This is a genomic window from Tolypothrix campylonemoides VB511288_2 (assembly GCF_045999855.1).
In the GTDB taxonomy this organism is placed as follows: domain Bacteria; phylum Cyanobacteriota; class Cyanobacteriia; order Cyanobacteriales; family Nostocaceae; genus Scytonema; species Scytonema bouteillei_A.
The window spans coordinates 954,585-975,371 of sequence record NZ_JBFPMW010000002.1 but is presented as its reverse complement, the minus strand read 5'-3'; the positions used below and the strand labels follow the sequence as shown (position 1 = coordinate 975,371).

The 20,787-nt window shown below is 41.2% G+C and carries 20 protein-coding genes and 1 tRNA gene; 12 read left to right on the top strand and 9 right to left on the bottom strand.

The features are described 5' to 3' along the window. Nucleotides 1–146 precede the first annotated feature (146 nt). From AB0756_RS08580 to AB0756_RS08545, 8 genes are all read left to right on the top strand, one after another. Nucleotides 147–1,685, top strand: coding sequence for an FAD-dependent oxidoreductase (locus tag AB0756_RS08580; protein ID WP_038084330.1), 1,539 nt, complete (start codon nt 147–149; stop codon nt 1,683–1,685). Between the two features lie 93 nt (nt 1,686–1,778). Beyond that, nucleotides 1,779–2,483, top strand: a complete 705-nt coding sequence (locus tag AB0756_RS08575) for a hypothetical protein (RefSeq protein WP_038084267.1) — start codon at nt 1,779–1,781, stop codon at nt 2,481–2,483. Nucleotides 2,484–2,589: 106 nt separating this feature from the next. After that, nucleotides 2,590–3,297 carry a hypothetical protein gene (locus AB0756_RS08570; RefSeq protein WP_038084270.1) on the top strand — a complete coding sequence of 236 codons (708 nt, stop codon included), beginning with the start codon at nt 2,590–2,592 and terminating at the stop codon, nt 3,295–3,297. Between the two features lie 235 nt (nt 3,298–3,532). Then, entirely contained in the window at nt 3,533–3,775 is a 243-nt protein-coding gene (locus AB0756_RS08565; protein ID WP_038084273.1) for a type II toxin-antitoxin system HicB family antitoxin, read from the top strand. Continuing rightward, nucleotides 3,775–3,993 (top strand): type II toxin-antitoxin system HicA family toxin, encoded by a 219-nt coding sequence (locus AB0756_RS08560; protein WP_038084275.1) that lies wholly within the window; start codon nt 3,775–3,777, stop codon nt 3,991–3,993. The genes AB0756_RS08565 and AB0756_RS08560 overlap by 1 nt, the downstream gene beginning before the upstream one ends. Before the next feature lie 182 nt (nt 3,994–4,175). Continuing rightward, nucleotides 4,176–4,352 (top strand): Rpn family recombination-promoting nuclease/putative transposase, encoded by a 177-nt coding sequence (locus AB0756_RS08555; RefSeq protein WP_237265831.1) that lies wholly within the window; start codon nt 4,176–4,178, stop codon nt 4,350–4,352. Continuing rightward, nucleotides 4,303–4,485 (top strand): helix-turn-helix domain-containing protein, encoded by a 183-nt coding sequence (locus AB0756_RS08550; protein WP_038084277.1) that lies wholly within the window; start codon nt 4,303–4,305, stop codon nt 4,483–4,485. Before AB0756_RS08555 ends, AB0756_RS08550 begins: the two co-directional genes overlap by 50 nt. Nucleotides 4,486–4,536: 51 nt before the next feature. Continuing rightward, complete coding sequence (locus AB0756_RS08545) at nt 4,537–7,833, top strand: S41 family peptidase (RefSeq protein ID WP_050046431.1); 3,297 nt, start codon at nt 4,537–4,539, stop codon at nt 7,831–7,833. An 8-nt stretch (nt 7,834–7,841) separates the two neighbouring features. Here the strand turns inward: AB0756_RS08545 and AB0756_RS08540 are convergent, their stop codons facing one another. Beyond that, nucleotides 7,842–8,357, bottom strand: coding sequence for a hypothetical protein (locus tag AB0756_RS08540; protein WP_050046430.1), 516 nt, complete (start codon nt 8,355–8,357; stop codon nt 7,842–7,844). 256 nt (nt 8,358–8,613) lie between these two features. Between AB0756_RS08540 and AB0756_RS08535 the strand changes: the two genes are divergently transcribed. Then, entirely contained in the window at nt 8,614–9,330 is a 717-nt protein-coding gene (locus tag AB0756_RS08535) for a tetratricopeptide repeat protein (protein WP_038084282.1), read from the top strand. A gap of 6 nt (nt 9,331–9,336) precedes the next feature. Here the strand turns inward: AB0756_RS08535 and AB0756_RS08530 are convergent, their stop codons facing one another. The 5 genes from AB0756_RS08530 to AB0756_RS08510 all read right to left on the bottom strand — a co-directional run bounded on the left by AB0756_RS08530 (nt 9,337) and on the right by AB0756_RS08510 (nt 15,267). Next, nucleotides 9,337–10,500, bottom strand: a complete 1,164-nt coding sequence (locus AB0756_RS08530) for a leucine-rich repeat domain-containing protein (protein WP_038084284.1) — start codon at nt 10,498–10,500, stop codon at nt 9,337–9,339. A gap of 16 nt (nt 10,501–10,516) precedes the next feature. After that, a complete protein-coding gene (locus AB0756_RS08525; protein WP_038084287.1) occupies nt 10,517–11,893 on the bottom strand; it encodes an SDR family NAD(P)-dependent oxidoreductase in 1,377 nt (458 codons plus the stop codon). 22 nt (nt 11,894–11,915) lie between these two features. Beyond that, nucleotides 11,916–11,988: transfer RNA gene (locus tag AB0756_RS08520), tRNA-Gly, on the bottom strand. 366 nt (nt 11,989–12,354) lie between these two features. Then, a complete protein-coding gene (locus AB0756_RS08515; protein ID WP_038084289.1) occupies nt 12,355–14,220 on the bottom strand; it encodes a bifunctional serine/threonine-protein kinase/formylglycine-generating enzyme family protein in 1,866 nt (621 codons plus the stop codon). 309 nt (nt 14,221–14,529) lie between these two features. Further along, entirely contained in the window at nt 14,530–15,267 is a 738-nt protein-coding gene (locus AB0756_RS08510) for an ABC transporter permease (protein ID WP_408019786.1), read from the bottom strand. 271 nt (nt 15,268–15,538) lie between these two features. Between AB0756_RS08510 and AB0756_RS08505 the strand changes: the two genes are divergently transcribed. The 3 genes from AB0756_RS08505 to AB0756_RS08495 all read left to right on the top strand — a co-directional run bounded on the left by AB0756_RS08505 (nt 15,539) and on the right by AB0756_RS08495 (nt 16,759). Then, entirely contained in the window at nt 15,539–15,868 is a 330-nt protein-coding gene (locus AB0756_RS08505) for a hypothetical protein (RefSeq protein ID WP_038084291.1), read from the top strand. Nucleotides 15,869–16,049: 181 nt separating this feature from the next. Continuing rightward, nucleotides 16,050–16,532, top strand: a complete 483-nt coding sequence (locus AB0756_RS08500; protein WP_038084293.1) for a YbhB/YbcL family Raf kinase inhibitor-like protein — start codon at nt 16,050–16,052, stop codon at nt 16,530–16,532. An 80-nt stretch (nt 16,533–16,612) separates the two neighbouring features. Further along, nucleotides 16,613–16,759, top strand: coding sequence for a hypothetical protein (locus AB0756_RS08495; protein WP_153021536.1), 147 nt, complete (start codon nt 16,613–16,615; stop codon nt 16,757–16,759). Nucleotides 16,760–16,804: 45 nt separating this feature from the next. Here AB0756_RS08495 and AB0756_RS08490 read toward each other — a convergent pair whose 3' ends face one another. From AB0756_RS08490 to AB0756_RS08480, 3 genes are all read right to left on the bottom strand, one after another. Next, the gene (locus AB0756_RS08490) at nt 16,805–17,128 is read right to left on the bottom strand and encodes a hypothetical protein (RefSeq protein WP_038084295.1); all 324 of its coding nucleotides are present in this window, start codon (nt 17,126–17,128) and stop codon (nt 16,805–16,807) included. Between the two features lie 130 nt (nt 17,129–17,258). Then, nucleotides 17,259–18,881 carry an MFS transporter gene (locus tag AB0756_RS08485; RefSeq protein WP_237265832.1) on the bottom strand — a complete coding sequence of 541 codons (1,623 nt, stop codon included), beginning with the start codon at nt 18,879–18,881 and terminating at the stop codon, nt 17,259–17,261. A gap of 209 nt (nt 18,882–19,090) precedes the next feature. Then, entirely contained in the window at nt 19,091–20,608 is a 1,518-nt protein-coding gene (locus AB0756_RS08480; protein ID WP_050046427.1) for an IS200/IS605 family accessory protein TnpB-related protein, read from the bottom strand. Nucleotides 20,609–20,787 lie beyond the last annotated feature (179 nt).

Genomic DNA, 20,787 nt, shown 5'->3' with positions numbered 1-20,787 from the left:
ATCCTATAAATATAGGAATGTTATTTTTTTTTATAAAAATTTGCGGTGTCTAGCTCCCCGACTTCTCCAAGAACTCGGGGAGCTAAGTTTATTATAAATAATTTAGGATTCCTATAGAGTAATTTACGGTGATGGAATTGGCTGATATGTCACTAACAGAAGGAATTCTCTCGCAACTACCAGGTAATGTTTTAGAAGGGCTGCGTCAAAGCGATCGCATTTTAGCATCCATAAGAGAAGGGGATGCACCAATACCAATGGTTGTCAAGGAAACAACCCAACCTTTAGGTACCGTAGATTGGGACGTTATCATTTGCGGTGGAACCTTGGGTATTTTAATTGGCTCCGCCTTAGCTTTAAGAGGAGTGCGAGTAGCGCTCATAGAACGGAGAATGTTGCGGGGTAGAGAGCAAGAATGGAACATTTCCCGTAAAGAACTACAAGTTTTTTTAGAACTAAATTTACTGACGACAGAAGAATTAGAGAAAGCGATCGCTACAGAATACAATCCTGCTCGAGTCGGCTTCCATAACGGTACGGAAGTTTGGGTACGGGATGTCCTAAATATTGGCGTCGATCCAGTTTACCTCTTAGAAACCTTAAAACAGAAATTTCTTGCCTGTGGTGGAAAATTATTTGAAAACACGCCATTTACAGAAGCAGTTGTTCATCCCGACGGAATCAGAGTCAACAACCAGTTCACAACCAGGTTGCTCATTGACGCTATGGGGAATCTTTCCCCCATCGTGGAACAAGCACGAGCAGGACAAAAACCAGATGCACTGTGTTTGGTAGTGGGAAGTTGTGCTCGAGGTTTTCCGGAAAACCATACGGGGGACTTGTTGTTATCTTTCACACCCTTGCACAACCAGTGCCAGTACTTTTGGGAAGCTTTCCCAGCAAAAGATGGCAGAACCACCTATATGTTTACTTACATGGATGCACATCCACAACGCATGGGTTTAGAAGCGCTTTTTGAGGATTATCTGCGCTTAATGCCAGAATATCAAGGCGTGGAGTTAAACCAACTGGCATTTCAACGAGCGCTGTTTGGCTTTTTCCCCTCCTACCAACAAAGCCCTTTAAAGACACCTTGGAACCGGATACTACCACTTGGAGATAGCAGTGGTAACCAGTCTCCCCTAAGTTTTGGGGGTTTCGGTGCAATGGTACGTCACCTAGAGCGTCTGACACAAGGCATTCATGAAGCACTGCAAACCAATCAACTATCCGCCAATGCACTCTCACTTCTGCAACCATACCAACCCAGTTTAGCTGTCACTTGGCTTTTCCAAAGGGCTATGAGTGTGGAAGTTAATCAAAAAATTGATTCCAATCAAATTAACCAACTGCTGTCTGCAGTCTTTCAACAGATGGAACAGTTAGGCGAATCGGTTCTCAAACCATTTTTGCAAGATGTGGTGCAGTTTCCAGCACTGACACAAACTCTGCTCAAAACGGGTGTGACACATCCTGGATTAGTCGCCAAGGTAATTCCACAGGTTGGATTGGGAACTTTACTCAATTGGATAGTACATTACGGAAATTTAGGGGTTTACGCTGTTTTGTTTTTGCTAAGTGAAATGTTACAACCATGGATGAAAACTTTACCCAATGTTTCCAAATACTATTGGCATCGCTTAGCTGAAGCTTGGAAATACGGTTCTGGCAATGATTATTTTTGAAATAGCTAATGGCTAATGGCTAATGGCTATTAACAATTAGCTATTAGCTATTAGCTATTAACAATTTCCTCTAATTCCAGGTATGACAATAATATGATAGAGCGAGAATCTCAAGGCGTTAAATACTTTGCGGTACTTATTGGCTTACTGCGAGAACGACAAGCATTTCTAGAGGATATTCGCCTGGGGGTGAGATTGCCACATAAAATTATATCCTTGCTTGTTTGTAGCTCTCTGTTCCTTGCAATCTATGGTGGAATCATTGGTGCTTACCACAGTTGGATGCAAGCTTTTTCTTCAGCTATTAAACTACCAGCCCTCTATTTGATAACATTACTCATTTGTCTGCCTACACTTTTCTTTTCTAACATCATTTTTGGTTCAAAACGCACTTTTGGTCAGCATTTTGCTTTAGTATTGACAGCTGTTTCTGTAACGAGCGTATTGTTGTTTAGTTTTGCACCCATCACACTCTTCTTTTTAATTACAACGAATAACTACCAATTTCTCATCTTGTTAAATGTCATTATCTTTGCTTTAACAGGATTTATTGGTATCTCTTCTCTCTATCAAGCAACAAGCATAGTTTTAGAACAAGACGGTGAGGGTAGCACTACCCGTAAAAAAATTATACGTTCTTGGTTATTTCTTTATGCTTTTGTTGGAAGCCAGTTAGGATGGACTCTCAGACCTTTTTTTGGTACACCCGATTCTACCTTTCAATTATTTAGAGAGAGAGAAGGAAATTTTTATTTAAGCGTTCTGCAATCCATTGGTTATTTGTTGGGTTTTCGTTAGTAGTATGAACCATTAACCACTAATCCTTCAGATTGACTGCTAGGGCGTGGCAAACCCGCCTACTTTCTCTGGGCTAAGCACTAACAACTAACCATTAACCAAATATATGATTCAAAAACAATTTCAAGGCATTCAACACTTTTCCGTTCTTCTGAGTTTACTGCGCGATCGCCAAGCTTTTCTAGAAGAAATTCGACAAGAAATTAGGCTGCAAAGCAAAATTAGCTCCCTACTGGTTTCAAGTTCCATCTTTTTTGCTGTTTACGGCGCGATTATCGGTTCATCTCACAGCTGGATACAAGCAATTTCTGGAAGTATTAAGTTACCTGCATTTTATTTACTCACTCTCATCATTTGTTTTCCAACTTTATTCTTTTTTAATGTTTTATTTGGTTCTCGTAGCAGCTTTATACAGCATTTTGTCGTGCTGCTAACTGCTGTATCGGTTATTAGTGTCCTTTTGTTCAGTTTCGCACCGGTGACGCTTTTCTTTTTAATCACAGCCCCTGACTCATATCAATTTTTTAAACTTTTAAATGTTGTCATTTTTGGGATCACGGGTTCTTTTGGGGTCAAATTCCTTTACGAGGGAATGCAATTACTTTCCCAACAAGATGAGGTAGGCAAAAAAACACGGACAACTATACTGCGATCGTGGTTGCTTCTTTACGCGTTTGTGGGAATGCAGCTGGGATGGTTTCTCAGACCATTTTTTGGCTCGCCCGATTCTAAATTCGAGTTGTTCCGAGCAGTACAAGGTAACTTTTATCTAGATATTGTCTCAGCACTTTCAGAAATTTTTGGCGCACGTTGAGTCAGTGTGATGTATGGTCATTCTTTAAGAGAGAGGAGCGAAGAAATTTTGGTAAATTGAAAGCGTATTCGTCACTCGTTCTGTACAATGGCACATTAATCAATACTTATTGACATCTACTCGGATGCTATATGTTGCTACTCTCTTTACGCTGCCTCGTTTTCATACTTTTTCTCCTAAGAAATACACTCAGGTTACAATGAGGTAGTAAAGCAAAAATCAGCTCGGATAAAAAATGCTGACAGAGTATATTGAAGCAGCCTTGAAGCGTGCTAACTATGAAATGTTAGATGATGGCACTTGTTATGGAGAAGTTCCTGAACTGCAAGGATTATACGCCAATGCTCCTACACTTGAAGCCTGTCAAGAAGAATTGAAAGATTCTTTGGAAGAGTGGATTGTATTAGGATTGCGGTTAGGGCATACAATGCCTGTGCTAGATGGAATTTCTCTTGCTTTTAATAAGGATGTGGCATAATGCCACCCTTTGAAGCGATTAATCGACGCGATTTAATTTATTACCTGAAACAACTTGGTTTTGAGAGACCATATTCAGGTAAAAGGCATCAATTTATGATTAAGGATGAACTGAGATTAATTATTCCTAATCCCCATGAAGGAGATATTAGCAAAAGTTTGCTGTCAAAAATATTAAAGCAAGCTCAAGTCAGTAAAGATGAATGGGAAGCGCTTTAAAAAATACTCCATTACCTACGCCCGATAATCTAGGTTAACAATTAGGTTTGCCTGGTTCTCCTGCTATTGTTTTAGCTAACATCGCACAACAACGAGATTGCGTGCTTGTCATCGACCGCTAATAGTGCGATCGCGTTACTTTATAATACATATGTTTTACTCCTCAAGATGTTGCAGTACAAATGGCAAGAAACCTCATCAGTCAAGTGCAACAAACAGATGCCGCGAACCGCAGTCAGCTTTTAGAATTAGTAGAGAGGATGCTAATTTATAAATTTTCAATATCATTCTCGACAGGAGTTGGAAGCAATGTTTGGATTAACAGAATGGCGGCAAACCAGATTCTATCAAGAAGTTAGGGAGGAAACTCAGCTAGAAACAGTTCCAAAACTATCAAAAGAAGGATTAAGTGTAGAACAAATAGCACGGGTACTTGAACTAGATATTGAGGTAGTACGACAAGCTATTAATCAACAAAATGAAGAATCTTGAAGCTTTGCAGACAATTCGCCCAGACTAGCTGAGTGATGCACATTCCAAATCATGAATAAACAATCCGGCTACTACAGGTTTCCAACAATTCACGGTATCAATGTTGTTTTCGCGTGTGAAGATGACCTTTGGAGTGTTCCACTTCAGGGTGGGTATGCTGTACGCTTAACTTCCAATCTGGGAGAAGTCTCTCACCCTTTTCTTTCTCCTGATGGAACTTCACTGGCTTTTGTCGGACGAGAAGAAGGTCATTCGGAAGTGTATGTAATGCCATCTGATGGTGGTATTGCCAAACGGCTAACATTTTTGGGAGCAGCGACAGCAGTTGTTGGATGGAGTTTGGATGGCAAGTTTATTCTTTTTTCCAGTAATGCAGCGCAACCTTTTCGGCGAATACACAATCTTTACCGCATTCCACCAGAGGGAGGAACGCCAGAACGCCTTCCTGTAGGATTGGCTCACCACATTTCCTATGGAGCAAATGGTGGAGCTGTTTTAGGTAAAAACACGAGTGACATCGCTTACTGGAAACGCTATCGCGGAGGAAGAACTGGAGTCCTTTGGATCGATCCATCAGGAACGGGAACGTTTCAAAAGCTTATCAATTTACCGGGAAACATGAGTGTTCCCATGTGGGTGGGGGAGCGGATTTACTTTATTTCTGACCATGAGGGGATTGGAAACCTCTATTCCTGTACTCTGAATGGAGAAGACTTACAACGCCATACCTACAGTCGGGAATATTATGTCCGTAATGCAACGACAGATGGCAAACGAATTGTCTATCATGCAGGTGCAGAACTCTTTTGCTTCGACCCAACCTTAGAGGAAAATTATCAAATTGAGGTTGACTTCCACAGCCCTCAAATTCAGAGACATCGCAAATTTGTAGATGCTGCAAACTATTTGGAAGAATATAACTTACACCCAGAGGGACACTCTACCCTAATCACCTGTCGGGGTAAAAGTTTTTGGTTTGGGAACTGGGAAGGTGCAGTCAATCAAATTGGTCTTCCAGATGGGGTGCGCTATCGTTTAACGCGTTGGTTGAATGATAAGAAGCGATTTGTGACTATCTCTGACAGTGGAGGAGTAGAAGCAATTGAAATTCACAGCACAAATCTGAACGCACAACCGGAACGTTTGAATGGAGTCGATTTAGGTCAAGCTGTTGCGATAGACGTTTCTCCAGTAGAGGATTTGGTGGTTCTCTCTAACCATCGGCTCGAATTGATTTTGGTTAATTTGAATACTCAAGAAAGCCGTATCATTGACCGCAGCAACCACAATCGGATTGCTGGGCTCTGTTGGTCGCCAGATGGTAAATGGATTGCCTACAGCTTTTCTATCAAACCAAAAATATCGGTAATTAAGCTATATTCTGTTGAGGATGGCACTACTCACTGTTTGACAGAACCTGTTTTCTGGGATTTTAGTCCTTCTTTCGATCCAGAGGGTAAATTCCTTTATTTTCTTTCCTACCGAGAATTTAATCCAGTTTACGATCGCCTCTACTTTGACTTGGGTTTTCCCCGCGCAGTCCGTCCATTCCTCATTTCTCTTAAAAAAGATACACCATCACCGTTTGTACCCGTTCCCAAACAACTCACAAAACAATCTCAAAATTCAACGGAGAAATCTTCTGGAGAAAATGGCGATCGCGAAGAAAATGGAGAAGCAAAAAACAATCTTGCATCTGAGAATAAAAAAACTCCAAAATTTGAAATAGATTTTGATGGTATCACCCATAGAATTGTTGCTTTTCCCGTCCCAGAAGGAAATTACAAAAAAATTTGGGGTTTAAAAGGAAAAGTCTTGTTTAGTTCTTTCCCAATTCAAGGAAGCTTGGATAATGATGAGGGCTGGTTTCATCAAAAAGAAGAAAAAGCATCGCTGCTAGTTTACGATTTTGACAAACAAAAACAAGAGACTGTCGCTAAAGAGATAAGTAGTTTCAACGTTGCGAGAGATAAAGAAACTATCATCTACCGTTCAAAAAATCGATTGCGTGTCTGCACGGCTAACCCTCAAACCAATCACAAGCTTGAAGATGAACCGGGTCGAAAAACTGGGTGGCTTGACTTAAAACGAGTGCGAATTTCTGTTGTTCCCACCCAAGAATTTCAACAAATGATGCGAGAAGCGTGGCGCTTGCAAAAAGAGCATTTTTGGGTAGAAAATATGTCTGGTGTGGATTGGGAAAGAGTTTGGCTACGCTATCGCCCCCTGCTAGATAAGGTTTCAACTCGTTCTGAATTTTCAGACTTAATCTGGGAAATGCAAGGAGAACTGGGGACATCCCACGCCTATGAAATGGGTGGTGATTACCGGAAGTCTCCTGTTTACCGATTGGGGTTTTTGGGTGCAGATTTTTCTTACGATACGGACGCAGATGCTTATCGGGTAGAACGCATTGTTCGTGGCGATTCATGGAATGATAAAGCAGATTCTCCCTTAAATCGTCTTGGTGCGAATGTTCGAGTAGGCGATTTACTGTTAGCAGTGAACGGACAACGAGTGAGTCGCGATCGCGAAGCGCAAGCTGTACCCAGCTATCGCCCTTTGCAAGAAATGTTGGTTCACCAAGCTGAGTGTGAGGTTTCTCTGACGTTTGCAGATTCTTCTTCTCCTGAAGAGTATCGCACTATTACTGTCAAAACTCTAAAAGACGAGAGCAAAGCTCGCTATCGGGAGTGGGTGGAGCACAACCGTCAAATAGTTCATGAAAAAACAAATCATCAGGTGGGCTATGTCCACATACCGGATATGGGACCGACTGGTTATGCTGAGTTTCACCGCTATTATTCTATGGAAGCACAGTATGAAGGACTGATTGTGGATGTGCGCTATAACTCTGGAGGACACGTATCGCAACTCTTATTAGAGAAGTTGTCGCGCCAGCGCATTGGCTACAAAGTCCCTCGTTGGAATCAGCCACAACCATATCCCCATGATTCTGTTGCGGGACCAATTGTGGCGATCGCCAATGAATACTGTGGATCGGATGGAGATATTTTCAGTCACAGCTTTAAACTAATGAAGTTGGGAACTTTAGTTGGTAAGCGGACTTGGGGTGGTGTCATTGGTATCCGCTCCCGTCATTTTTTGGTCGATGGTAGTATTTTGACGCAGCCAGAAAATTCTTCTTGGTTTGCAGATGTTGGCTGGAAAGTAGAGAATTATGGCACAGATCCAGATATTGAAGTAGAAATGACTCCCCAGGATTGGGTAAGGGGTAAAGACTCCCAGTTAGAGCGAGCCTTAGAACTGATTTTAGAACAGTTGGTACAAAATCCCGTTCAATTGCCTAATTTTGGCGATCGCCCTCAGTTAAGATTGCCAGATTGAAGGAATTCCTACAAAGGTTTTTTATTTGAATGAAATACAGTGAATTCATCACCCATGTACTCTTTCTTGACTTCCAAACCCCAAAAGTAAATTTTTTTCAATTTATAAACTTTCCCAATTCCTAGTAACACATATTGGCGTTTGTCGTGAGCAACTGCATAACCTATTTTGCCATCATCTCGAGCGGTAGGAATAAATTGAAAATTCCGTCTTGGGAAGTCTACTTCCGATGTTAACTGCTGAGCAATATCGAGTTCTAACTCTATTCCTAAAAATCTTTTCAATTCATCATAGGTAGGAAATAATCCTCCATGGCTCTTGGCATATTCTTGAATCAACACATCAACAGTTCTCAAGTCTTGTGGAATTCTTGTCGAGGGATTAGCACAAGCACAAGCTTTAGATATAGATGTGAATTCTGATGCACTGAGACTGTACCAAAAGATTATAGTTAAAAAACCGCCGATTAGTAGACTGTACTTAATTAAAAAATTTTGAAATCTTAACCATTTCTTTAAAGACATATTGGCTTAACCGGACAATACTACTTTTAGAGTGACAGATTAAAAATAGTAATTACCACAGCACGAATAACAAAATTTGAGGCAAATTTGTGAAAAAACAGTAATTATTCTCTGTATACGCAATTGACAAATTGCTCGGGTATCGTCTGGAATAACCGTAAAAATACTAGGATGACATTAGTAAAATGTATTGGTTATTATATGTATTATATTTCCTAATTTAAAAGAAATTAACGAGACAGTTTGGAGTTTTATAATGAAAAATCAACTTTTACCGATCGCAACTTTACTCGTATTATTTAGTTTTCAAAGTAATTTCTCGACTGCTTCTAAAGCATTAGCCTTATCAAAAGTTAATTCTTATAAAGTCAATTTACCTCTTCAAATTTCCAGTAATCCTGCAAATAAAGCAACTCCTGATAGCTTGCGAAATATTAGCAAATTTTATCAGCAGGGCGATTTCCAAACAGCTGTTTCTAAACTTAAAGTCTATCTAGACGCAAAACCAAATGATGATTTAGCTTGGACTATTCTCGGTAATGCTTATGGAAATTTAAATGACGATAAAAATGCAGAAATTGCTTATAACAAAGCCTTAAAACTTAATCCCAAACGATTTGAAGCATTGACGGGAATGGGAGTTTTGCAAAGAAAAAGAAAAAATTATGATGCAGCCCTGTCTTACTATCAAAAGTCCCTAGCTATTAATCCTAATTACGCTCAAGCATATACTAGTATGTCAGTAATAGCCCTCAAGCAAAAGAAGGATAAACAAGCTCTAGAATATGCAAAGAAAGCTTACGATTTAGAAAAAAAAGAACCAGTTATTGCAGCTAATCTAGCTATAGCTTACCACTATAACGGTATGAAAGATTTAAGAGATCAAATGACACAAAAAGCTAAAGACTTGGGTTACAATAAAATGGATACCCTGCAAAAAATCTACAGTGGAAAATTGACCGTTCGCGATTAAGATTTATTACCGATAAACGCTACGAATTAAGGCAACATCGCGGGTAACAGCTAGAGTATTTGATGAATCAAAATTTTGATTGCGCTGAAGTAGGGCTGTTATCCGCGCATCCTGTCGCCCATCAAGTAGCAGTTGGCGGAGTGTTTTATTCTGCTCCAATCCTGCAATAAGCAAAAGTTTCCCGCTTTCAGTCATCTGGTTCCCTTGCAAACTCAGTTTGAGTAAAGTTTGATTTTGTCTGAAAAGCTTACCAATGGCTTGAGCTCCAATATCGCCTAATGAATTACCTACAGCACCTAACACCCGTGTTGATGGGCTGTAGCCAAAATCAACATTTATTAATAAGGGATGTTTTTGAATCGCTTCTATCAAGGGGACTCCACCCTTGGGCGCAATACTGTTACTTGCAACACCCAGTTCAACAAGCGTCTGATTTTGGTGCAAAGCTTCAGCTAATGCGATCGCACCGCAATCCCCCAAATGATTCACATTCAGTAGCAGTGCTTTAATATTTGGATTGCTTGAGAGCAAAGTCGCAAGTAATTTTGCTCCTTTAGCATCAATTTCATTACCTCCCAAATACAAACGCTCAACTGTACGGTTTTTATGGATGAGAACATGAACAATTGCAGCCAATCCTTCGTAACTCAGTTGAGTATTGACGAGATCCAAGGTACGGATGCTTTGATTGTGACACAGCATTTCGGCAAGATAACACGCCCCCCGATCGCCAATGGGATTTCGCTTCAGCCAAAGTCCCGTGACAGATGTATTGCAAGTCAGAGCCGCAGTGAGTTTTGCAATACCAGTCTCGTCAATCCGATTGCAACCCAAGTACACAATTTCTATGCGATCGTTTTGTTCGATCAACTTCGCTACACTCGCAGCACCAATATTGCCAATACCATTCGTACCTAAGAGAAAACTAATGACTGTACTATTATCAATCAGTGCATCCGTTACCATTTGACATCCTGTAATGCCAAGACCTTGTTTGCACAAATCCAACCGCCCATCTGGTATTGCTGTACCACATGGAAAAGTTTTTGTATCAGCAACGGGCATATTTGATTTAAGATGCTCAATTAATGGTGCAATTCTTGCTAGAACATCAGGTGATGTAGCGCTTACACTATTAATCGGGCAGTGAATAATATGCTGTTCGTTCATAAAAACCTTTTTATAATTACCAAGAGTATGGGACATAATCTTTTAGGAAATGACCAAACAAAGGCTCTTCAGAGTTTTCTATTCCTTGTACAATGGGATCGTAAATCCTTGCCATCCCATCAACAACATCCAAAGGTGTATAAAAACCTCTAGTTTCTTGTAAATAGGTTTTCTTTGTATAAGGATTTTCATCAGTAATCCAGCCAGTGTCTACACTGTTCATAAAAATTCCATCCCGAGCATAATCTTGTGCTGATGTGCGAGTCATCATATTTAAAGCAGCTTTTGCCATATTTGTATGCGGATGATATTTTGTTTTGTGAAGGCGGTTAAATTGTCCCTCCATAGCTGAAACATTAATAATAAAGCGTCTTTGAAACGGGGATTTTATTAACAGTGACTTGAGTTTGCTATTTAAAATAAAAGGTGCAACAACGTTCACTAAATGGACTTCTAGCATTTCTACCGTGCTGACTTCATCTAGCTTGAGCAGCCAACTATTGACCGGGCGAGTATCTAGTTGCTGTCCGTCAGCATCAAATGTATTGGCTGGAAAATATAGATTGCTTGTGAGTAAGTGACCCGGATATTGCGGTTGAGTTTCTAATAAAATAGAGTCAGGTTTAGAAGTTATTAAACCATTGGCTTCACCAGATAAAATTTCTTGAGGATTATTTTCTTGTGATAAAAGATGCTGATAAAATGCCAACGGACGCTTAATTGTTTGTGCCGCATTGTTGATGATAATATCCAGCGTTCTTTCAGTGTCAAGAAGATAGCCTACAAATGCTTCCACACTCCCTATTTGCCGTAAATCTAACCCATGAATTTGGAGGTGCGATCGCCATTGAGTAAAATCCGGTTCAAGACTAAAGCGGCGAGCACAGTCACGGGGGAACCGTGTTGTGATAATGACTCTAGCACCATCACGTAGCATTCGTAACGCTATTTGATAGCCGATTTTAATCCGACCGCCCGTGACTAACGCCACGCGATTTGTTAAATCCGTCTGTTGGCTGCGCTTGCGGTAGTTGAGTTCAGCACAAGCCGGACACAACATATGATAGAAGGAATGAATTTCAGTGTAAGGTTGCTTGCAAATGTAGCAATGATTGGGCTTGACAAGCTTGCTTTGGATAGCTCCAGAATTCGGCAAAACTGCAACTGGTTGCTCTTGGCGTTGGCTTTGCACCATTGCTGTCATTGCTTTTATCTTTTGAGTTTCCTCCTTTTGCTGTTGCTGAATAGCACGGCGCGATTCTTTCTTAGCATTTTTGTAGATTTTGGCAATCAAACTTTTAAAGCGAAGGTGGGAATCTATGAGGGTTGGCTCTTCTGATATTTGCTGCAAAACCTTGAGACAAATTTCCACTTCTTCTGGCGGAATGTTCATGATTAAGTCAATATTATTGATGTGGAGATTGGGAGGACTTGAACCCCCAGCCTGGAGTCTGGAAGACTCCTGCTCTTCCATTGAGCTACAACCCCCGTCAGTGTTGGCTCCGGTGGTGTACACAAGTCTTCTAAAGTGCGTTCTTGAGGTTTCGATCCCCCCTAACCCCCCTTAACAAGGGGGGCGAAAAACTCTTAAATTCCCCCAATTTATCGGGGGATTTAGGGGGATCTACGACGATTTTGGCTTTGTTCTAGAGATCTGTGTCCACCGTAGGTCCGTGGTGGAGGGTGCGGGAATTGAACCCACAACTTCTTCAATGAAGTTTGAAGCGTTCTTCCAGTTAGAACTAACCCTCAATACTACAATGTAGCATAGAGGAACGGTTGTGTGTATTAAAATTTGTTTGCTGCTTGCAGTGCGATCGCGATCTACTATGAAAACAAATTCAAAATCCAAAATTACCAAGTTGCAACAACTCGAAAACCGCAAATCCTCAGTCCACCATCCGGTTCATTCCAACTGCGACTGGCGCTGCGACACAGTTCGGGGCTAAAACTCCAAGAACCACCCCGCAAGACTCGACGATTTTCATCTCCACCAACTTCCCAAGCCGTTCCATCTGTTGGTGCGCCTTCATAATTTTTGTGCCAAGCGTCAGCACACCATTCCCAAACAAGCCCGTGCATATCGTACAATCCAAAGGCATTTGCCACTTGGAAATTTCCTACGACTGTTGTTTCTTTGCGCGATTTGGTTGTGAGTTTGGAAGCGTCAGCATCACTAGGGCTACAGTTTGCCACTTCAGACGTGAGGGTTTCACCAAAGTGGTAGGGGGTAATTGTTCGAGCACGACAAGCATATTCCCACTCAGCTTCACTGGGTAAACGATAAAACCGTCCTGTTTTTTCCGTGAGTCTAGCACAGAATTCAATAGCTTCATGCCAAGAAACATTTTCAACAGGTCGGTTTGCTCCTTTGAATTTAGACGGGTTGGGATTTAAAGATTGTTTAATTTTTGGCAAAGCGGCTACAGCTTTCCAATGTGCTTGAGTGACGGGAAATTTTCCCATAAAAAAAGGTTTGATATTGACTTCGTGTTGCGGGCGTTCGTCAGCATCTCCCTCATCCTCTGGAGAACCCATCATAAAATTACCACTAGGGATTGCCACCATGGGCATGATAATTTCTTGACCTAAATCTTCTGTGTAAAACTTTGAACTTCTGCGATCGCTCTTAATCTTATTTCCTTCCTTATCAACTGTGACCACATCAAATTGAAAAGTCTGTAGTTCGGAAAACTCGGAAAAATCTTTTAAATCAGAGGTAATCATTGTAAATTGCTTTTCTTGAGGCGATAGTTGTACGAGTTGTGGCGTTAATAAAATTGATTGTTTCGCAGGTGCTTTTAGAGCTTTCACATCTTGCAGAACTTCTGTAGCAGATTGATATCTATCTCTTGCCAAATGACTCAGTAATTTATCTAAAATTTGCCCTAATTCATCACTAATAGTAATATCTGTATTTTGTAAATGCTCTCGCCACAGCCACACTCCATTTAAGGGATCGTAAAGAGTATCATCTATCTGTCCGCAAGCATCTTGTATTGGTAAACACTGAGTGAGAAGCCGGACGCAAGTTACACCTAAAGAGTACAAATCGCTGGCGTGACAGGCAAACCCAGCCATTTGTTCGCTAGGTGCATAACCAATTGTATAAAGCACTGTGGCTTGTCTGGATAGGCTAGTTTGGGTAACCTGTTTTGCACCACCAAAGTCAATGAGTACGAGTCTCTTATCTGATTGTCGGCGGATGATATTTTCTGGTTTGATATCCCGATGAATGACGTTCCGTTCGTGGATAAATTCGAGAACTGGTAGTATATCTAGTAACAGTTCTCGAATTTGTTCTTCACCAAAAGGTTGTTGCTGAAGTTCTTGTAAGAGAGTTTTCCCTTGGATAAATTCTTGCACGAGATACAAACTAGAACCTTGTTCAAAATAAGCAAGCAATCGAGGAATTTGGATGTGATTTTCTCCGAGTTCGTACAGTCGTTTTGCTTCTTGCTTGAACAATTCTGCTGCTTTAGTACGTTCCGAAGTCCCCTGTACCTGTGGGAAGAATTGCTTGATGACGCATGGTGCATCAAGCCTATCTGCATCTTCAGTAGCATAGGTTCTGCTAAAACCGCCTTCGCCTAGCAGTCTTAATACACGGTAACGGTTCCTGAGGAAGTTGCCAAAGTTGCTTTGTCCGCAACTGTTACAAAATCTATTGCCATCAGGATTGAAGGGATTTGAGCAATGGGGATTTTGGCAAATTTGCATAGTGAGCCATGTATCGCATATTGTCCGGGATTGGCTCTTACTGAGCGAGGTTGAAGACACATACGTATCTCTGCATACAGAAGTTTTCCACCTGTTATCACTGTCACTTTGGTATGATACAGATAAAGAAAATTTTCTGTCTTTGTTTATATACAGTTAAAAATTTATAAATCAGGAATTTATCAATATCAAGTCAACAAGACGTAGATGTAAGCTTACAAATTTCTGTTAGATCGATAATAATAAGCACAAAAAAATTTAACAGTTAACACTGAACATTTAACAGCGACCAGTGACAGATGAAGAAATTTATTTTTTATCGCTAGAAGCGCGAATTAATTCGGCTACCAATGCAATCAAAGCAGAAACGACTATCAAAATTACGCTGAGGGCATTGATATCTGGCTTAACTCCCGTTCTAATACGGCCAAAGATTTCTATTGGTAGAGTGTTAGAACCGCTACCTGCAGTAAAGCTAGCGATGAGAAAATCATCTAAGCTTAGGATGAAAGCAAGCAAGCAACCAGCAATAATACCTGGCATCAGTTGGGGTAATAATACTTTTATAAAGGCTTGTACGGGTGTTGCACCTAAATCGAGTGCTGCTTCTTCTAAATGGGGATCTAGGTTGGTTAGTCGAGATGATACAACAAGACTAATGTAGGCAAGACAAAATACCACATGAGCTGCCACAATTGTCCATATACTGAGGGGAATTGCAAAGGCAGCAAGGAAGACTAAAGTGGCAACTGCGATCGCAATATCAGGGATAATCAAAGGCAGATAAGCCACCCCACGATAGAGTGTTTTACCAGGAAACCGATAGCGTCCCAAACCCACTGCCATCAAAGTTCCTAATATAGCAGAAATACCTACGGCGGTAAGTGCAACTATCAAACTATTTTGTAAAGCTGACAAAATACGCTCATCGTGGAAAAGTTTGTGATACCAATCCAAAGTGAAACCTTGCCACGTTGCACTGTAGGGAGATTGGTTGAAGCTATAGAAAGCCAGTACCAGTATGGGAAGGTACATAAAAACGAACATACACAAAGAGAAAACCGCCTGCCATGAGACGACACGCGGCTTTTTACGGGATGGAGTTATATTCACGTTTGCTATTTTAATTGATTTTTTTACTTATGGCATAAAAAAATAACATATTTCCTCTTTTTTGTCAACCGTCGTTGGTCATCGGTCATTGGTTACCAGTCTCTGGTTAACCCAGAAAGTCTTTCTGTCGAAAGATCCCCTCGATATTTTAATTGTCTAGAGTAATTCTAGTCAGTGTAAAGTTTTGAAGCTAAAGGACAAAATCATGAGTGAGCGATCGGATCGTGAAATCAGACAACCCGTCAGCCAAGATTGGCATGCTCAAGAAGAGCCAACACCTAAAGAAAGAAATTTAACTGCAAATCCAGGTGATGTCATTGCTGATAAACCTCAAACAGTTGAAGAAAAAGCGCAACAAGTTGCTGTAGATTCACCAGACATTACGGGCGACCACATTACAGTTCCCACTTACTTTGTTGTTGATGAACCAGATGGTGAAAAGAAAGCTCTTCACCACGTAAAAGATGCAGATGAAATTTCTGATGTTATCCGACAAGCACGAGTTGATGAAGATGGTAATAGAGTTTGGTGGTAATCACCAATAATTTTGGTCTGGTATGGAGAATGAGGCTCTTATAACTTAATTAAAATATTTTTTCTCTTTTTACTAACATGAGCCTCATACACTCTTTTATTAGCCAATGACTAATTTTTTTAGAATAAAAATATCTAATTGGTATGTTTTATTTATTTATTAAAATAAGTTTTAAAACAAAATGGAAATAAGAAGCCCAGCCTTTTTTATTGGTAATACCATTCCCTTTAAATACACTTGCGACGGTGATAATATTTCACCTCCCGTGCAGTGGGAAGATCCACCTCAAGGAACGAAAAGTTTTGCTTTGATTGTAGATGACCCCGATGCACCCAATGAAACATTTACTCATTGGTTGGTCTACAATATTCCTCCCGACAGCCGCGATTTTCCAGAAGATGTTGGTGGTAAGCAACCTAAAATCCCCCATGGAAGCTTGCAAGGGAAAAACAGTTTTGGTGAACTTGGTTATGGAGGACCGTGTCCGCCGAGTCAACATGGTGCTCATCGCTACTTTTTTAGACTTTTTGCACTCAACAAATGGCTTGATTTACCACCGGGGGCTGATAAGGAACAGCTGTTAGACGCAATTGAGGGGTCTGTCATTGATAAAGCGGAATTAATGGGGCGTTACGCTCGAGAAACTGAAGAAAACCCTATTTGATACCAAGTTGCGTTCACACATCGTACTTTCTTCCTTGTCTCCCTTGTCTCCCTTGTCCCACACACCAGTGCTATCTTTGAATGCAACGACCTATGAGGAGTTTGCACCAGTTCGGGCGTGGCAGTTATAAAGGTACTATGATGGAAATAGAAAAACCCACCAACGATGGTGGGAGTTGTGATGGCACTGGTACTATTGTACCACATTGGGATGAAAATAATGTGTAGAAAATTTAAAAATTTTCTACACACTCAATATGCGTTGGTTTCCTGTTAACTTGCTGTTGCTTGGTCTTGAGCCTCTTCAGAAACAGATTCCGCTTCAACTTCAGGTTCTACAACGACATTAGGTTTTGCCTTGACGGGTTTCGGACCGCGTGCTAGAGCAGGGTTAACTGGTGGCTTGGATTCATTACCGTATGACTTTTTGCCTCTACCCGAAGAGCGACGTTCTGAAGAATCTGCTCTGCGATCGCTATTGCGTTTTATGCTTTTAGGATTTGATTCAACAGGAGGTGTAGAATCTAAATCTTCCGAATTGTTGTCAGTGTTGGTGTTAGACTGACGTTCTGATTTCTTAATTGGACGTTCTACCATTGTTAAGTTTTTTTACGTTATCATATAGTATAGTGCCTTAGCACTGACATAACTATACTAGCGAGTAAAGCTAACCAGTCAGAGGCAATTTATATCAAAAGTGGTGAGGTTTTTTCCAGCCAATCTTTAATTAACAAGGTTGTCGGAAACCTCTAGCATCAGTGTAGTTAGCGTAAATCATCTGAGCGATCTTTGGCGGTGCTTCACCAATGTGAAAAGCGAGAACTCGTTCCTCAGTCACCTTATCTTGCATTGTGACTCTCTCAAATTGCCGTTTGTGTTCTGCCCACGATTCAACTATTGAGGTTTCTACAAACCGCGAAGGCTGGGATAAATCTTGATACACCCCCCACTGAATGGCACCATCACGCAAACGGATCTTACCAAGTGCTTGTACTGCCTTAGCAAACTCTTCAGCATTTGCAGGATCGATACAATACTCTATTGAGATTAACACCGGACCATCATTTGGACAGGGTTCAAAGGCATGAGTTGGCTCATCCCAATGCAAAGATGCCTGCAAGTTCAATTTCTCAGCACAATGAAGGCGAAATTTCACTGTTAAGGCAACAGACAGGATTAATCCTAAAGCAGCAATGGCTAGGGAATTTGAAATGCCAATATATTGTGCTAATGTACCCCATAAAAGACTGCCCAATACCATACAGCCCTGAAACACAAGCAACTGTACGGATAATGCTCTTGCACGTACCCAGGAAGGAACTGCTGTTTGTGCAGATACATTCAAACTGACCATAACACTTAAGGATGCAATTCCTACAAGGAGCATCACAATACAAACGAGAGGAACGCTGCGGAAAAATGCGATCGCCAGCATCATTCCCCCCATTAATACAGACGAAACTGCCACCAATTTATCAATAGCAAACTGCTGCCGCAATTTTGGTAAAAGAAAAGCTCCTGCCAATCCCCCGATACCCCAAAAGCCAAGAATAATACCGTATCCCAACGCATCCAGCTTTAACTCTTGACGCCCGAGTAAAGGGAGTAAGGCAAACAAAGCACTTGCAAAGAAAATATAGGCAACTGTTCTAAACAATACAGCTTGAAACACGGGGGCATAGCGAATGTAGCGTATTCCCGCTTGCATTGCTCCTATAAAACGTTCTGTTGGCAAGCCGCTTTTTTGAGGCGTGCGCTGCCATTGAGAAATAACAAGTATGACTCCAACAAAAGAAACTGCATTCAGCAAGAAAACAAAGCCCGTTCCTGCTGCTGCAATTACTATCCCCGCTAAAGCCGGACCGACAGAGCGTGAAAGGTTAACAACTATACCACTAAGCGTCACAGCTTGGGAAAGTTCCTCCTTAGGTACGAGTTCTGGAGTTATTGCCTGCCATACAGGCATATTCATTGCACTGCCAATACTTAAGGCAAAGGTAAGTAACAAAAGTACCCAAGGGGTTGTGATTTTAGCAACTGTTAGCACGCCCAACAAAGTAGCGGCTGCTAGCATCCAGCTTTGGGTCCACAGTAACATTTTGCGGCGATCCACAACATCTGCGATCGCGCCTGCGGGTAAAGCCAACAAAAAAAACGGCAAGCTAGCTGCTGCCTGCATCAGTGCCACTAGCAAAGGTGAATTGGGAGCAAGAGAAGTCATCAGCCATGCTGCTCCTACGTCATGCATCCAAGTGCCAATGCTTGATACTGCCGATGCAATCCAAAGAGCGCGAAAAATCGGTTGGCGCAGGGGAGTCCACATGGTTATAGATGCTGCTGGTGAAGTCATTGGAGTCTCTGGATTGAAGAGCTAGTGATATTGCACTGCTTTATATTACAAGATTTGCAGAAAAAATAATTGCTGGGAGGAAGTCGAGGAATGAAGGAGATCGATGAGTTTAGAGCATACGCAAAAATACACAAGCTCGACCAACCGTTCATTAAAACCTAGCCCAAGTTGGACAGGACGTATCTCGAACAGTTAAGATACGATTACCGCTAGGATTTTCGCCTAGTTCTCGAAGTGCCTTTTGGCTTGCTATCAAATTCAGTCGGAACCAAATTAGATAGCATGACCACGAGTGGACTGTTAATCCCGGTTTGATAAAACTCATGCCGCCGTAGACACAACTGCTTGAGTTTTTGAGAGAGAATGTTCCAGTGCGCCCAGACGTGCTTTCTGGCATCGAGCAGTCCATCATATCGACGGTCTGCTGAATTCAGATAGGCGGTTCTGAGAGGAACACGCTCGGAGAAAAACATAGCTCTACGCGCTAGAGCCATTGCTGCGGCAGTATCGGAACTTAATCCATGCTGCCGCATAAATTTTGCTATTCCAATTAAACTGCTGTAAGCAGGATTGACTTTTATTAGTTCAACGCCTCTGGTGGCACAACGTCTTTCAATAATTTCTTGCCACTTTGCATAAGCGAAGCCAGAAAGCATCCTTGCATAACGTTTACCTTTTTCCCGAAGCTGGTTTTTCTTAGCACAGAAATCTAAATTCTCCAATACTAAAGGAACTTCAAAAGATTCGGCAATCAACACTAGCTGAGCGGCAACATCACTCAGGATAGTTTCTATTTGAGTCGTAGTTTTACTATGTAAATTCAGCTGAAATTGTCCCTTGTCTTTTAAGTTGCCGTAAGCATCAACATACGTCCAACCAATAACTGATGGGTTTAGGTCTACTCCAATACAGCCAGATTGCCATCTGTTTCTGCTTTGAATGGGAACATCTTGAACGTTAACAGACACAGCAATATACCATCTCTGTTTCTTGTAGTAAAACCTAAAACTTACGGCACTGTTGCTAATGGCATAATTAATATCTTCTTGCCCATAAGGGAAGTTAACTCCTGAAGCTATTACATATTTCCCAAATCTAGCTTCTAGCGCAGTCGGAACACGAATTTTTAGCAACCCCTCAGACGAAAGCTGAGATATTTGATTTCCATTAGTCTCATCTTTTGAACCTATTAACGTGAAGTTATTGGTGTTGCCTCCAATCCTGACAATTAAGGGGCTGTCTTTAACGTGCTTAAGTTTATTTTCTAATAGATGAATTCGACGTTTCTTTTGATGAATACCAAACTTTGCGTCTTGTAGCAGGGTAGAACACCCATGCTGCTTTGAACGGAGACTACAAGCATCTTTAAGATGAGAAGACTTGGACTTTTTAGAATTCTTGGCTTTGCGGTAGTCCGCAACTCTTTTCTCTTGAGACTTGACGTATTCTTTTGCCGACTTAATCTGTGCTTCAAGGATTTTGGTGTGTCGCTCTTTGCATTCTTTTGCAGAAGCAATCGCACCTTCAACTTCAATACGTATAGAGTTAATCTGACGCTTATTGATATGATATTTTGGCTGAAATTCCTTGACTAAGCTGGCTGCTTTATCTCCAGACAATAGACGGTTTTTCAGGTCTTCACGAATGACATTTTGTAACTTACTATACGCTTCTAAATATTTCCACAATTCTTGTGGAGCTAACGTTGTGTAAGTTTTTGTCGCCATTCTTGAATCACCTTCCTTCTTTAGTGCTACTTTGTACAGTGTAGCGCAAACTATTAGAAACAAATTCATACCTGTCCACTCGAATTACTTTCTGAAGTTCTAGACCTTGCATACCCATAACCAGTATTCTTAAACGACAACATCGTGTCACAAATACGTTAACATGACGTATACACGAG